Here is a 13,125-nt window from a genome sequence, read left to right as displayed (position 1 = left end):
TAGAATGAGCCCACAACCCACACTCAGGCACGCTCACACAGTGCCGCACATACCGCTCGAGGAGATCCCGATGTCGAACGCGCAGATTCCGGACAAGCCCGCGCTGGAAGGCCTCGAGCAGAAGTGGGATGCCGCGTGGAGCGCGGCCGGAACGTACCTGTTCGACCGCGACGCCGCCACGGCGAAGGGTCGTGCGGGGGTCTTCTCCGTCGACACTCCCCCGCCGACCGCGTCGGGGAGCCTCCACATCGGCCACGTCTTCAGCTACACCCACACCGACGTCAAGGCGCGGTTCGAGCGCATGCGCGGCAAGAGCGTGTTCTACCCGATGGGCTGGGACGACAACGGCCTGCCGACCGAGCGGCGCGTGCAGAACTTCTACGGCGTGCGCTGCGACACCTCGCTGCCGTACGACCCCGACTTCACCCCGCCGTTCCACGGCGACGCGAAGAGCCTCAAGCCCGCCGATCAGGTGCCGATCAGCCGCCGCAACTTCATCGAGCTGTGCGAAGAGCTGACGCTCGAGGACGAGAAGGCCTTCGAGGCGGTGTTCCGTCAGCTCGGCCTCTCGGTCGACTGGACGCAGACCTACCGCACCATCTCCGACGAGACCATCCGCACGAGCCAGCTCGCGTTCCTCCGCAACCTCGAGCGCGGCGAGGCGTACCAGTCGATGGCGCCGACCCTCTGGGACATCGACTTCCGCTCGGCGATCGCGCAGGCCGAGCTCGAGGACCGCGAGCAGCAGGCCAGCTACCACCGCATCGCGTTCCACAAGACCGACGGATCGGGTGACATCCACATCGAGACGACGCGGCCCGAGCTGCTCGCGGCGTGCGTCGCGCTCGTCGCGAACCCCGACGACGAGCGCTACCAGCCCTACTTCGGCACGACTGTGCGCACCCCGATCTTCGACGTGGAGGTGCCCGTGCTCGCGCATCACCTCGCGCAGCAGGACAAGGGTTCGGGCATCGCGATGATCTGCACGTTCGGCGACGTGACCGACATCATCTGGTGGCGCGAGCTCGACCTCCCCAACCGCACGATTCTCGGCCAGGACGGACGCATCCTGCCCGACCCGCCCGAGGCGCTGACCACGGATGCCGCGAAGGGCGCCTACGCCGAGATCGCGGGCCTCACGGTGTTCAGCGCGAAGAAGAAGATGGTCGAGCTCCTCGACGCCTCTGGTGAGCTGCTCGAGGTGTCGAAGCCGTTCAGCCACCCGGTGAAGTTCTACGAGAAAGGCGACCGGGCCCTTGAGATCGTCTCGACGCGGCAGTGGTACCTGCGCAACGGCGCCCGCGACGAGGCCCTGCGCGACCAGCTCATCGCGCTCGGGCGCGGCATGGACTGGCACCCCGACTTCATGCGCGTGCGCTACGAGAACTGGACGAACGGCCTGACGGGCGACTGGCTCATCTCGCGCCAGCGCTTCTTCGGCGTGCCGATTCCGGTCTGGTACCCGCTCGACGAGAACGGAGAGCGCATCGACGGCGAGGTGATCACCGCCGACGTGACCACGCTGCCGGTCGACCCGACGACCGATGCGCCCGCGGGCTACACCGAGGACCAGCGAGGCGTCCCGGGCGGCTTCGAGGGTGAGAAGGACATCTTCGACACGTGGGCGACGTCGTCGCTCACGCCGCAGCTGGCCGGCGGCTGGCAGCGCGACGAGGAGCTGTGGAACCTCGTCGCGCCGTTCGACCTGCGCCCCCAGGGGCAGGACATCATCCGCACGTGGCTGTTCTCCACGATGGTGCGCTCGGCTCTCGAAGACGGCCGCGCGCCGTGGACGGATGCCGCGATCAGCGGCTTCATCGTCGACCCCGACCGCAAGAAGATGTCGAAGTCGAAGGGCAACGTCGTCACGCCCGCCGACATCCTCGAGGCGCACGGCACCGACGCGGTGCGGTACTGGTCCGCATCGAGCCGCCTGGGCGCCGACGCCGCCTTCGATCCGCAGAACCCGACGCAGGTGAAGATCGGTCGGCGTCTCGCGATCAAGGTGCTCAACGCCGCGAAGTTCGTACTGTCGTTCCCCGTGCCCGAGGGTGCCGAAGTGACGCATGCGCTGGATGCCGCGATGCTCGCGACCCTCGATCAGGTCGTCCGTGACGCCACGAAGGCATTCGACTCCTACGACCACGCCCGCGCGCTGGAAGTGACCGAGGCGTTCTTCTGGACGTTCTGCGACGACTATCTCGAGCTCGTCAAGGAGCGTGCGTACAACCAGACCGACGCCGGCCAGGCATCCGCCGCGCTCGCGCTGCGCCTTGCGCTGTCGACCCTGCTGCGTCTGCTCGCCCCTGTCCTCGCGTTCGCGACGGAGGAGGCGTGGTCGTGGTTCGAGGACGGGTCCATCCACACCGCCGCGTGGCCCGAGCCGCTCGAGATCGCGGGTGACCCGGCGGTGCTCGCCGCGGCATCCGCCGCGCTCATCGGCATCCGTCGCGCGAAGACCGAGGCGAAGGCCTCGCAGAAGACGCCGGTCGCCCGCCTCGTGCTGCGCGCCGACGACGCGACGATCGCCGCGCTGCGGTCGGCCGAGGGTGACCTCAAGGCCGTCGGGCGCATCGCCGAACTGGAACTCATCGGTGGCGGCGACGCTCTCGCCGTCGACGCCGTCGAACTCGCCACCGAGGAGGTCTGACATGCAGCTCGGTACACGTTGGACGAGCGGTGACGAGCCGCCTGCGGCGGTACCGGCCGTGCTGCGCCCGCAGATCGCGGCCGTCGACCGGGCGATGCCGCGGGACGACCTCGGTCAGCCGCGCCCGCGGTGGACGCTGACGTTCCTCGAGGGGCGGCCGATCGCCGAACTCGACACCGGCGTCATCGTGGAAGCGAGCGCCTCGGGCGAGGTCGTCGTCCGTCACGACGACGAGGACGAGTTCGGCTGATCCTCAGCGGCGGATGCCGAGAAGGTGCGCGCGCATCGCGCACTGGTCCCATGCCGTCTCCGCGACGTCGGCACGTCGGCAGTCGTTACGGAATCGGCGGCGCTCGATGCGCTCGATGACCCCGACCTCCAGCGCCACCGCAATGCGCAGGGCGACCCGGTCCGCGAGCGTCAGGCGTACCGGCGGGGTCGCGATGGCGGCCATCAGCGGGCACCTCGCGCGCGCGGAGGATTCTGGGAGGGCAGGATGTCGAGGCGGACGCTGTAGCGCACCGCCTCTTCGTCGTCCTGGTCGCGGGTGTCCTCGGCGACCTCGTCGATGATCGCCTGCAGTCGCTGAGCGAGCTGCTCGTACTGCGGCACCGTGAGGGACAGGTTGGCGAACGTCAGGTGCGCATCCCACTGCTCGCTCGGGCGCGCCAGCCGCTCCTGGAGGGTCCGCAGGAACCACTCGCCGCGCTGACGGTAGAGCTCGGTGAGCGCCAACTGGGTGGCGGCGAGCCCCGCGGGGGTTGCCGAGGTCTCCTCGCTCCCCACCAGCACCCGTCCCCGCGGCAGCATCCACCAGCGTTCGCGGGCGTTGCCGCGGGTGGTGTCCTCTTCGATGAGGTGGGCGCGGGCGAGGATGCGGAGGTGGTAGCTCGTCGAGCCGCTGGACTCCCCCGTCATTTCCGACAGGCTGCTCGAGGTCTGGGCGCCCTCGCGGCTGAGGATGTCGAAGATCCGCACCCGCAGCGGGTGCCCGAGCGCACGCAGCGCCGCGGTGTCCAGTTCGCGCATCTGCTGTTCGGCCATGATGCAAAGATACCTTTGCACGCACTCCTTTGCAAACTGTTCTTTGCATGAGCAGCGCGACGGACTCTAGGGTGGTTCCATGACGGATGCCGCGACGAACCCCCTCCTCCTCGAGAGCATGCTCCCCTACGGCCTGCCCGACTACCGGCAGATCCGTCCGGAGCACTATCTGCCGGCCTTCGAAGCGGCGTTCGCGGAGCATCGGCGCGAGATCGAGAACATCACCCGGGTGCGCTCGATGCCGACGTTCGAGAACACGATGGTCGCGCTGGAGCGGTCCGGCGACCTGCTGGGACGCGTCGCGCGCACCTTCTACACGGTGTCGTCGGCGGACGCGACGGCGGAGATCCAGGAGATCGACGAAGCCCTCGCCCCGCTCATGGCCGCTCATCAGGACGCCGTGCAGCTCGACGGTCAGCTCTACGGGCGCGTCAAGACGCTGCACGACCGGCTCGACGATCTCGCGCTCGAGCCCGAGCAGCGCTATCTCGTCGAGCGTCACTTCCGCGAGATGACGCACGCCGGCGCCGGGCTCGACTATGCACAGAAGCAGCAGCTCACAGAACTGAACCAGCGACTCTCGGTGCTGACCACGACCTTCGAGAAGAATCTGCTCGCCGACACCAACGACCTCGCCGTCGTGTTCGACGACGCGGCCGAACTCGACGGACTGACCGAGGGCGAGCTGTCGGCGGCGGCGCAGAACGCCACCGATCGAGGGCTGGATGGCCGCTATGTCGTCACGCTGACGCTGTTCACCGGGCATCCGTATCTGTCGAGTCTCACCAATCGCGAGAGCCGACGACGGCTGATGGAAGCCTCACGCAGTCGCGGTTCTCGCGGAAACGAGCACGACAACCACGAGGTCCTCCGCGAGATGGTCCGGCTGCGGGCCGAGCGCGCGGCGCTGCTCGGGTACGACAGCCACGCCGCGTATGTCACGAGCGACGAGACGGCCGGGTCACCGGAGGCCGTGCACGCGCTGCTGCGCCGGCTCGCCGTGCCCGCGGCCCGCAACGCGCGCGCCGAGCAGGAGGCGCTGCAGCAGATCGTGGATGCCGATGCGGAGCCCTTCGCCCTCGAGGCGCACGACTGGGCGTTCTACACCGAGAAGGTTCGCGCGGCGGAGTACGACCTGGATCGCACAGCGCTGCGCCCCTGGTTCGAGGCGGAGCGCGTCCTGCAGGACGGCGTCTTCCGCGCCGCGACCGCGCTCTACGGGATCACGTTCACCGAGCGGGAGGACCTGCCGGCTTACCACCCCGACGCGCGCGTGTTCGAGGTGCACAATGCCGACGGATCGCCGCAGGGTCTGTTCATCCTCGATCTGTACACACGCGACACGAAGCGCGGCGGCGCGTGGATGAACTCGATCGTGTCGCAGTCGCGACTGCGGGGAACCCTGCCGATCGTCGTGAACAACCTGAACGTCCCGAAGCCCGCGGCCGGACAGCCGACTCTGCTCACCCTCGACGAGGTGACGACGCTGTTCCACGAGTTCGGCCACGCCCTGCACGGACTGTTCGCGACCGTCACCTACCCCCACTTCGCGGGGACGGCGGTGTTCCGCGACTTCGTGGAGTTCCCCAGCCAGGTCAACGAGATGTGGATCCTGTGGCCCGAGGTCCTCGCCGCGTACGCCCATCATCGCGAGACGGGTGAGCCGCTGCCGCAGGAGGTCGTCGACAAGCTGCATGCGTCGGAGGCGTTCAACCAGGGCTTCGCGACGAGCGAGTACCTCGCGGCATCCTGGATCGATCAGGCCTGGCACGCGCTGGACGCGCGTGCGGCTGCCGAGGTCACCGACGTCGCGGCCTTCGAAGCCGCGGCCCTCGCCGACATCGGACTCGACAACCCGGCGGTGCCGACGCGATACTCGTCGACCTACTTCGCGCACGTGTTCTCGGGAGGCTACAGCGCCGGCTATTACTCGTACATCTGGAGCGAGGTGCTCGACGCCGACGCCGTCGAGTGGTTCCGCGAGAACGGCGGCCTCACCCGCGAGAACGGCGACCGGTTCCGCCAGCGCCTCCTCGGCGTCGGCGGCTCGAAGGATCCGCTCGAGGCCTACCGCGACTTCCGCGGACGCGACGCCGACATCGCTCCGCTGCTGAAGCGCCGCGGGCTCGACGCCTGACAGGATGTGGGCGCATTGATCTTGCACAATGCGGGCGTGCATGCTGCCGTCGTGGCGGTGTTCGACGAGATGGCGCCGGACTACGACGAGAATCGCATGCATCGTGCTCTGGCGGCGGAGGTGGCGCGATTCATCGGGCCGCTGGCAACCCATGCAGAGTGGGACGTGCTGGATGTGGCTACCGGCACCGGCCTGGCGCTGCGTGCACTCGCCTCGGCGAACCCCGAGACGTCGCTGAGGATGAGGGGCGTGGACGTCTCGCCGGCCATGCTCGAGGTCGCACGCACCCAGCTGCCGACGGCACGGTTCACTCGCGGCGGCGCCGAGAGCCTTCCCGTCCGTGACGACTCCGTCGACCTCGTGATGTGTGTCACGGGACTCCACGTGTTCGCTGATGCGCGGGAAGCGATCGCGGAATGGGCGCGGGTGCTGCGACCGAATGGCCGCGCCACTGTCGCCACCTTCGCGGAAGGCGGCCCTCAGCCGAGCCCGGAGGCCGGTTTCGTCGTCAACCATGACCCGTTCCGGACGGGGCCGGCCATCGACGCGACCGCGCGCCCCCTCGGCTTCACCGTCACGCGCAGTGAGTCATGGCGTCAGATGCTTCTCGTGGAACTGGCGCATCTCGACGCCAGGCCACGTGAGCGCCGCGGGCTCGACGCCTGACAGGATGTGGGCGCAACTGGTCGCTGCGCGCGCGGGAAGCGACGATCTGCGCCCACTTCTCGTCCGGTGAGCAGCATGGGTCAGCGCGTAGGGGCTGCCGTGACCTCGTAACACAGACGCGCGAACTGGCCGGCGGCGGATGCCGACAGCAGACGCAGCCGGTTCGACTCCAGCCGCCGCGGCAGGAGCGGTGCTCCCCCGTTCAGCAGAACCGGCGCGATCGAGACGGCGATCTCGTCGAGCGCGCCGGCATCGAGGAACTGGCCGGCGAGCTCTCCCCCGCCGACGATCCACACGTCGCCGTCTCCGGCGGCTGACCGGATGGCGGGGAGGGCGTCGGTGACCGCGCCGGACACGAACCGGACATCCGCGCCCTCCGGGACGGGCAACGCACGCGTCGTGAACACGAACGTCGGCCGATCGCCGTGGAAGTTCCGCCACTTCTCGGGGTGCGCGAGGATGTCCTCGTGCTCGAGGACCCACTGGTACGTCGTGGCGCCCTCCACGAGCACCGTCGCGTTCTGCGGCACGAGTGAGGCGTCGGGCTCGGCGCCGCCTTCCACGGCGAACAGCCAATCGAGCGAGTTCTGCTCGTCGGCGATCCAGCCGTTGAGGGTCGTGGCGGTGTCGAAGAGGAATCGGTTCATGCCGGCATCCTACGAACCGGCGCCCACACGCCTCAGGCGCTCTTGCGCTTGCGCTCCAGCACGAGGGTGGGCGGCGCGCCCTCCGTCACCGACGCGCGCGTCACGATGACCTTCGCGACATCGTCGGTCGACGGGATATCGAACATGATCGGGCCGAGCACATCCTCGAGGATCGCGCGGAGACCGCGGGCGCCGGTCTTGCGGGCTACGGCCAGATCGGCGACGGCGCGCAGCGCCTCGTCCTCGAACTCCAGCTCGGCGCCGTCGAGCTCGAACATGCGCTGATACTGCTTCACGAACGCGTTCTTCGGACCGGTCAGGATCTCGATGAGCGCTTCCTGATCGAGCGGCGCGACCGAGGTGACGACCGGCAGACGGCCGATGAACTCCGGGATGAGACCGAACTTGTGGAGGTCCTCGGGGCGCACCTCGCTGAAGAGGTCGAGCTCCTTGCCCTTCTCCTGCAGCGGGGCGCCGAAACCGACGCCATGCTTGCCCACGCGCGAAGAGATGATGTCCTCGAGACCCGCGAAAGCGCCCGCGACGATGAAGAGCACGTTCGTCGTGTCGATCTGGATGAATTCCTGGTGGGGATGCTTGCGGCCGCCCTGCGGCGGGACCGAGGCGACCGTGCCCTCGAGGATCTTCAGCAGCGCCTGCTGCACGCCCTCGCCCGACACGTCACGGGTGATCGACGGGTTCTCGGCCTTGCGGGCGATCTTGTCGACCTCGTCGATGTAGATGATGCCCGTCTCGGCGCGCTTGACGTCGAAGTCGGCGGCCTGCAGGAGCTTGAGCAGGATGTTCTCGACGTCCTCGCCCACGTACCCGGCCTCGGTGAGGGCGGTGGCGTCGGCGACCGCGAACGGGACGTTCAGGCGCTTGGCGAGCGTCTGCGCGAGATAGGTCTTGCCGCAGCCGGTCGGGCCGAGCAGCAGGATGTTGCTCTTGGCGATCTCGACCTCGTCGGCGCGCTGCTCAGCGCTCTGCAGGGTGCCGTGGGCGCGGACGCGCTTGTAGTGGTTGTAGACGGCGACCGAGAGCGCCTTCTTGGCGGCATCCTGCCCCACCACGTACTCCTCGAGGAACGCGTAGATCTCGCGGGGCTTGGGGAGGTCGAAGTCGGCCACGACGCCGTCGCCGGACTCGGCCATGCGCTCTTCGATGATCTCGTTGCACAGCTCGACGCACTCATCGCAGATGTAGACGCCGGGGCCGGCGATGAGCTGCTGCACCTGCTTCTGGCTCTTGCCGCAGAAGGAGCACTTGAACAGGTCGGCGCTCTCACCGATTCGAGCCATGGTGCTCCTCCTTCAGAGAACTCTCAGGTGCGGTTCGAGCCTAACCGCTGTCCGGGACATCCCGGCGGATTGCGACGCCGATGCGTGGATCGCGTGAACCGACGAAGTCCCGCCGCCCGAACAAACCGGTGCGCGGCGGGACTTCGCGGGTGGGTCCGCTCAGGACGTGATCGCGGCGGGCTGACGCTTGCGCGAGGTCAGCACCTGGTCGACGATGCCGTACTCGAGCGCCTCGGTCGCCGACAGGATCTTGTCGCGGTCGATGTCCTTGTTGACCTGCTCCTGCGTGCGGTTGGTGTGACGGGCCATCGTCTCCTCGAGCCACGTGCGCATGCGCAGGATCTCGGCCGCCTGGATCTCGATGTCCGACGCCTGCCCGTGCCCGGCCTCGCCGACGGCGGGCTGGTGCATGAGGATGCGGGCGTTCGGCAGCGCGAGGCGCTTGCCCGGCGCGCCGGCCGCGAGCAGGACGGATGCCGCCGACGCGGCCTGGCCGAGCACGACGGTCTGGATCTGCGGCGAGACGTACTGCATCGTGTCGTAGATGGCCGTCATGGCCGTGAACGAGCCGCCCGGCGAGTTGATGTACATGATGATGTCGCGGTCGGGGTCCTGCGACTCGAGCACCAGCAACTGCGCCATGACATCATCGGCCGACGCGTCGTCGACCTGGACGCCGAGGAAGATCACGCGGTCCTCGAACAGCTTGTTGTACGGGTCCTGACGCTTGTAGCCGTAGGCCGTGCGCTCCTCGAACTGCGGGAGGATGTAGCGGCTGGAGGGCATCGCGATGCCTTGCGGCAGCCCTGCGGTGGGGATGTTCATGTGTCGGTGTCCTCCGGTCAGTTCTCGGTGCCGCCGCCGCCGATGACGTCGGAGGCCGATTCGCGGATGTGGTCGACGAAGCCGTAGGCGAGCGCCTCCTCGGCGGTGAACCACCGGTCGCGGTCGCCGTCCGCGTTGATCTGCTCCACGGACTTGCCCGTCTGCGCCGCGGTGATCTCCGCGAGGCGCTTCTTCATGTCGAGGATCAGCTGGGCCTGCGTCTGGATGTCGCTCGCGGTGCCGCCGAAGCCGCCGTGCGGCTGGTGCAGCAGGACGCGGGCGTTGGGCGTGATGTAGCGCTTGCCCTTCGTGCCCGCCGTCAGCAGCAGCTGCCCCATCGAGGCGGCCATGCCGATGCCGACCGTGACGATGTCGTTGGGCACGAACTGCATCGTGTCGTAGATCGCCATGCCCGCCGTGATCGAGCCGCCGGGCGAGTTGACGTAGAGGTAGATGTCCTTCTCGCTGTCCTCGGCCGCAAGCAGCAGGATCTTCGCGCAGATCTCGTTCGCGTTCTCGTCGCGCACCTCCGACCCGAGCCAGATGATGCGGTCTTTCAGCAGCCTGTCGAAGACGCTCGTCGCGACTAGTGGTTCAGCCATGGATACTCCTGATTCCGGGTTTCCGTACGCCATCGAATCTACCGACGCGGCATCGGCGTCCCGCCCGTGTTCGCCGTCGGCGGAGCGCCGTGTCGCCGGGCCCGCCGCCGGGAACGACGAAGGGCCGGATGCCGCGGCATCCGACCCTTCGTACGTGTGCTTACTCTGCGTCGGCCTTCTTCGCCGGAGCCTTCTTGGCGGGTGCCTTCTTGGCCGGTGCCTTCTTCGCGGCCGGCTTCTCGTCGGCATCCGCCTTCACTTCGGCAGGCTCAGTGCGGCGCTTGGCCGGAGCCTTCTTGGCGGGAGCCTTCTTCGCGGAAGCGGCGTCCTCGGCGTCGGCCGCGGCATCCGCGATCTCCTGCGCCTCCTCGACGACCTCGGCCTCAGCCTCGTCCTCGTCGACAGCGGCGAAGCCGGTGAGGTCGACGCTCTTGCCGTTGGTGTCCACGACGGTGACCTTGCCGAGGGCGATCGCGAGCGCCTTGTTACGGGCGACCTCGCCGACCATCGCCGGCAGCTGGTTGCCCTGCTGCAGCGCGTCGACGAACTCCTGCGGCGCCATGCCGTACTGCGCGGCCGACTGGATGAGGTACTGCGTCAGCTCCTCCTGCGACACCTGCACCTCGTGCGCCTCGGCGAGCTTGTCGAGGATCATCTGGGTGCGGAACTGCTTCTGGCTGGCCTCGGTGACCTCGGCACGGTGCTCGTCGTCCTCCAGGCGTCCCTCGCCCTCGAGGTGTGCGTGCACCTCGTCCTCGACGAGCTGGGCCGGAACGGGGATCTCGACCTTGGCGAGCAGCGCCTCCAGCAGCTTGTCGCGCGCCGCGGCGCCCTGCACGAACACCGACTGCTCGGCGACGCGCTCGGCGAGGCTTTCGCGGAGCTCCGCGATCGTGTCGAACTCGCTCGCCATCTGAGCGAAGTCGTCGTCGGCGTCGGGCAGCTCGCGCTCCTTGACGGCGGTCACCGACACCGAGACCTCAGCCTCCTCGCCGGCGTGGTCGCCGCCGACGAGCGTGCTGCGGAACGTGGTGTCCTCACCGGCGGTGAGCGAGTCCACAGCCTCGTCGATGCCCTCGATCAGCTCGCCGGAGCCGACCTCGTACGACACGCCCTCGGCGCGGTCGATCTCGGCGCCGTCGATCGTGGCGACGAGGTTCAGCTCGACGAAGTCGCCCTTCGCGGCGGGACGGTCGACCGTCACGAGCGTGCCGAAGCGGCTGCGCAGGCGATCGAGCTCGGCGTCGATGGCGGCCTCGTCGGTCTCGACGGCGTCGATCTCGACGGTCACGTCCTCCAGCGCCGGCAGGTCGAACTCGGGGCGGACGTCCACCTCGACCTCGACCTTGAGGTCGCCGGAGAAGTCCTTGTCGCTCGGCCACTCGATGACCTCGGCCGACGGGCGGCCGACGATGCGGATCCCGTTGGCCGTCACGGCCTCGCGGTAGAAGCCGTCCAGGCCCTCGCTGACCGCGTGCTCGATCACGGCGCCGCGACCGACTCGCTGGTCGATGATCGGAGCCGGGACCTTGCCCTTGCGGAAGCCGGGGATCTGGATGTCCTGGGCGATGTGCTCGTACGCGTGCGTGATGCTCGGCTTCAGCTCATCGGGGGTGACCGTGATGTGCAGCTTCACCCGGGTGGGGCCGAGCTTCTCGACGGTGCTGGTGACCATGCCTGTTGTTCTCCTCGTGTCCGGCCGCGCAACAGCGCGTCCGTGGTGGTCTGGGTCTGCGGGCCGTATGTCGGGGCGACAGGATTTGAACCTGCGACCTCCCGCTCCCAAAGCGGGCGCTCTACCAAGCTGAGCTACGCCCCGGGCGCGCACTTGCCTTTCGACAGGGGGCGTGCGCCGAAAAACGGCCGGTGGTCAGTCTAGCCGACGTGACCTAGTAGACTCTTCGAGGCCCTGCCACGCGGCAGGCTCGGGGATGTAGCTCAATGGTAGAGCCTCAGTCTTCCAAACTGATTACGCGGGTTCGATTCCCGTCATCCCCTCCACCGGCCCTCGTGGCCACCTCCGCCGAGAGGCCGCACCACGGCAGGGCTCAGCGGGCGTCGGATGCCGTCGCATGGGCGGCGGAGTGCGCGCGATAGATCTGGGCGTTGCGCACGATCCCCGCCTTCTCATCATCGGTCAACGCGCGCCGCACCTTCGCGGGCACACCGGCGACGAGCGACCCGTCCGGCACGACGGTGCCCTCCAGCACGACAGCTCCCCCGGCGACGAGGCAGCCGGCGCCGATCACGGCCCCCGACAGGACGACGCTGCCCATCCCGATGAGCGAGCCGTCGCCGATCGTGCAGCCGTGGACGACGGCGTTGTGCCCCACGGAGACGTCCGCGCCGATCAGGACGGGGTGCCCAGCATCCACGTGCACCGACACGTTGTCCTGCAGGTTGCTGCCCGGCCCGAGCACGATGGGCGCGCTGTCGCCCCGCACCACGGCGTTGTACCAGACGCTCGCTCCCTCGCCGAGGCTCACGTCCCCGACGAGGCGCGCCCCGGCGGCGACGAACGCCGTCTCGTGCACGCGCGGGGACCCGGCGGGAAGGGACAGGATCGAGGCGTCGTCGGCGATCGTCATGCCCCCGAATGTAGCGCCCGATCGCGCGGTCGACGCAGGGCGTAAGCCCAGCCTTCTCTTGCTTGCGGAATGCTCCGGGCTGAGTAGCGTTGAACACAACGTGGGGCACCGCCCCGACGAATGGAGGCCACATCATGACCAAGACGCAGACGATCTCCTCGACGGCCGCGAGCCCCGAGTACGCCGCCAGCACGGCACAGTTCCTGACGCCGGTCGCGCTCGGCCTGCAGGGCCTCGCCGTCAACGGCAAGCAGGCGCACTGGAACGTTCGTGGCGCGAACTTCATCGCGATCCACGAGCTCCTCGACTCCGTCGTCGCGCACGCGCAGGAGTTCGCCGACCTCGCCGCGGAGCGCATCGTCGCCCTCGGCCTGCCGATCGACGCGCGCCTGAACACCGTCGCCGACAAGACCCAGCCCACCGCGGTGCCGGCCGGCTTCACCCAGTGGGAGCAGGTCATCGCCGCCGTCGTGAGCGACATGGACACCGTGATCGCGGACGTCCAGGCAGCCATCGACGGTCTCGACGAGACCGACCTGACCAGCCAGGACGTCGCGATCACCATCAAGGCGGGCCTGGAGAAGGACCGCTGGTTCCTCTCGGCTCACCTCGCCGCGTAACCGCACCGCACGAAACACGGATGCCCCGGGCCTCGCGCCCGGGGC

General features: G+C 68.7%; 13 protein-coding genes and 2 tRNA genes. 6 read left to right on the top strand and 9 right to left on the bottom strand.

Going from position 1 to position 13,125, the window contains the following annotated elements; translation table 11 throughout:
* Positions 1-70 precede the first annotated feature (70 nt).
* Both valS and JOD60_RS11370 read left to right on the top strand, forming a co-directional pair.
* Positions 71-2,650, top strand: a complete 2,580-nt coding sequence (valS, locus tag JOD60_RS11375) for a valine--tRNA ligase (RefSeq protein ID WP_076692191.1) — start codon at positions 71-73, stop codon at positions 2,648-2,650.
* 1 nt (position 2,651) lies between these two features.
* Entirely contained in the window at positions 2,652-2,900 is a 249-nt protein-coding gene (locus JOD60_RS11370; RefSeq protein ID WP_076690715.1) for a hypothetical protein, read from the top strand.
* A gap of 3 nt (positions 2,901-2,903) precedes the next feature.
* Here the strand turns inward: JOD60_RS11370 and JOD60_RS11365 are convergent, their stop codons facing one another.
* Both JOD60_RS11365 and JOD60_RS11360 read right to left on the bottom strand, forming a co-directional pair.
* On the bottom strand, positions 2,904-3,104 hold the full coding sequence (locus JOD60_RS11365) for a hypothetical protein (protein WP_076690714.1): 201 nt from the start codon (positions 3,102-3,104) through the stop codon (positions 2,904-2,906).
* Entirely contained in the window at positions 3,104-3,694 is a 591-nt protein-coding gene (locus tag JOD60_RS11360) for a winged helix-turn-helix domain-containing protein (RefSeq protein WP_076690713.1), read from the bottom strand. The genes JOD60_RS11365 and JOD60_RS11360 overlap by 1 nt, the downstream gene beginning before the upstream one ends.
* A 79-nt stretch (positions 3,695-3,773) precedes the next feature.
* Between JOD60_RS11360 and JOD60_RS11355 the strand changes: the two genes are divergently transcribed.
* Complete coding sequence (locus tag JOD60_RS11355) at positions 3,774-5,831, top strand: M3 family metallopeptidase (protein ID WP_076690712.1); 2,058 nt, start codon at positions 3,774-3,776, stop codon at positions 5,829-5,831.
* Between the two features lie 36 nt (positions 5,832-5,867).
* Positions 5,868-6,497 carry a class I SAM-dependent methyltransferase gene (locus JOD60_RS11350; protein ID WP_084201992.1) on the top strand — a complete coding sequence of 210 codons (630 nt, stop codon included), beginning with the start codon at positions 5,868-5,870 and terminating at the stop codon, positions 6,495-6,497.
* 80 nt (positions 6,498-6,577) lie between these two features.
* Here JOD60_RS11350 and JOD60_RS11345 read toward each other — a convergent pair whose 3' ends face one another.
* From JOD60_RS11345 to JOD60_RS11320, 6 genes are all read right to left on the bottom strand, one after another.
* Complete coding sequence (locus tag JOD60_RS11345; protein WP_076690710.1) at positions 6,578-7,144, bottom strand: dihydrofolate reductase family protein; 567 nt, start codon at positions 7,142-7,144, stop codon at positions 6,578-6,580.
* A gap of 32 nt (positions 7,145-7,176) precedes the next feature.
* Positions 7,177-8,445, bottom strand: a complete 1,269-nt coding sequence (gene clpX / locus JOD60_RS11340) for an ATP-dependent Clp protease ATP-binding subunit ClpX (protein ID WP_076690709.1) — start codon at positions 8,443-8,445, stop codon at positions 7,177-7,179.
* 159 nt (positions 8,446-8,604) lie between these two features.
* The gene (locus tag JOD60_RS11335) at positions 8,605-9,270 is read right to left on the bottom strand and encodes an ATP-dependent Clp protease proteolytic subunit (RefSeq protein WP_076690708.1); all 666 of its coding nucleotides are present in this window, start codon (positions 9,268-9,270) and stop codon (positions 8,605-8,607) included.
* Between the two features lie 17 nt (positions 9,271-9,287).
* Positions 9,288-9,872 carry an ATP-dependent Clp protease proteolytic subunit gene (locus tag JOD60_RS11330; protein WP_076690707.1) on the bottom strand — a complete coding sequence of 195 codons (585 nt, stop codon included), beginning with the start codon at positions 9,870-9,872 and terminating at the stop codon, positions 9,288-9,290.
* A gap of 160 nt (positions 9,873-10,032) precedes the next feature.
* Entirely contained in the window at positions 10,033-11,547 is a 1,515-nt protein-coding gene (tig, locus tag JOD60_RS11325; protein WP_076690706.1) for a trigger factor, read from the bottom strand.
* A 70-nt stretch (positions 11,548-11,617) separates the two neighbouring features.
* Positions 11,618-11,691: transfer RNA gene (locus tag JOD60_RS11320), tRNA-Pro, on the bottom strand.
* Positions 11,692-11,799: 108 nt separating this feature from the next.
* Between JOD60_RS11320 and JOD60_RS11315 the strand changes: the two genes are divergently transcribed.
* A tRNA-Gly gene (locus tag JOD60_RS11315) sits at positions 11,800-11,873 on the top strand.
* Positions 11,874-11,920: 47 nt separating this feature from the next.
* On the opposite strand, the gene JOD60_RS11310 is transcribed toward JOD60_RS11315, so the two are convergent.
* Positions 11,921-12,460 (bottom strand): gamma carbonic anhydrase family protein, encoded by a 540-nt coding sequence (locus tag JOD60_RS11310; protein ID WP_076690705.1) that lies wholly within the window; start codon positions 12,458-12,460, stop codon positions 11,921-11,923.
* Positions 12,461-12,594: 134 nt separating this feature from the next.
* On the opposite strand from JOD60_RS11310, the gene JOD60_RS11305 reads away from it, so the two are divergent.
* Positions 12,595-13,080, top strand: a complete 486-nt coding sequence (locus tag JOD60_RS11305) for a Dps family protein (protein WP_076690704.1) — start codon at positions 12,595-12,597, stop codon at positions 13,078-13,080.
* Positions 13,081-13,125: the final 45 nt, after the last annotated feature.

Origin of the sequence: Microbacterium aurum, from assembly GCF_016907815.1 — a bacterium.
Lineage (GTDB): Bacteria > Actinomycetota > Actinomycetes > Actinomycetales > Microbacteriaceae > Microbacterium > Microbacterium aurum.
This window is presented reverse-complemented; position numbering and strand designations above follow the sequence as displayed.

Coding starts and splice junctions, on each gene's coding strand:
- JOD60_RS11310 (WP_076690705.1), bottom strand. CDS start 12,460: ATGACGATCGCCGACGACGCCTCGATCCTGTCCCTTCCCGCCGGGTCC.
- clpX (WP_076690709.1), bottom strand. CDS start 8,445: ATGGCTCGAATCGGTGAGAGCGCCGACCTGTTCAAGTGCTCCTTCTGC.
- JOD60_RS11355 (WP_076690712.1), top strand. CDS start 3,774: ATGACGGATGCCGCGACGAACCCCCTCCTCCTCGAGAGCATGCTCCCC.
- tig (WP_076690706.1), bottom strand. CDS start 11,547: ATGGTCACCAGCACCGTCGAGAAGCTCGGCCCCACCCGGGTGAAGCTG.
- JOD60_RS11370 (WP_076690715.1), top strand. CDS start 2,652: ATGCAGCTCGGTACACGTTGGACGAGCGGTGACGAGCCGCCTGCGGCG.
- JOD60_RS11360 (WP_076690713.1), bottom strand. CDS start 3,694: ATGGCCGAACAGCAGATGCGCGAACTGGACACCGCGGCGCTGCGTGCG.
- JOD60_RS11365 (WP_076690714.1), bottom strand. CDS start 3,104: ATGGCCGCCATCGCGACCCCGCCGGTACGCCTGACGCTCGCGGACCGG.
- JOD60_RS11330 (WP_076690707.1), bottom strand. CDS start 9,872: ATGGCTGAACCACTAGTCGCGACGAGCGTCTTCGACAGGCTGCTGAAA.
- JOD60_RS11335 (WP_076690708.1), bottom strand. CDS start 9,270: ATGAACATCCCCACCGCAGGGCTGCCGCAAGGCATCGCGATGCCCTCC.
- valS (WP_076692191.1), top strand. CDS start 71: ATGTCGAACGCGCAGATTCCGGACAAGCCCGCGCTGGAAGGCCTCGAG.
- JOD60_RS11345 (WP_076690710.1), bottom strand. CDS start 7,144: ATGAACCGATTCCTCTTCGACACCGCCACGACCCTCAACGGCTGGATC.
- JOD60_RS11305 (WP_076690704.1), top strand. CDS start 12,595: ATGACCAAGACGCAGACGATCTCCTCGACGGCCGCGAGCCCCGAGTAC.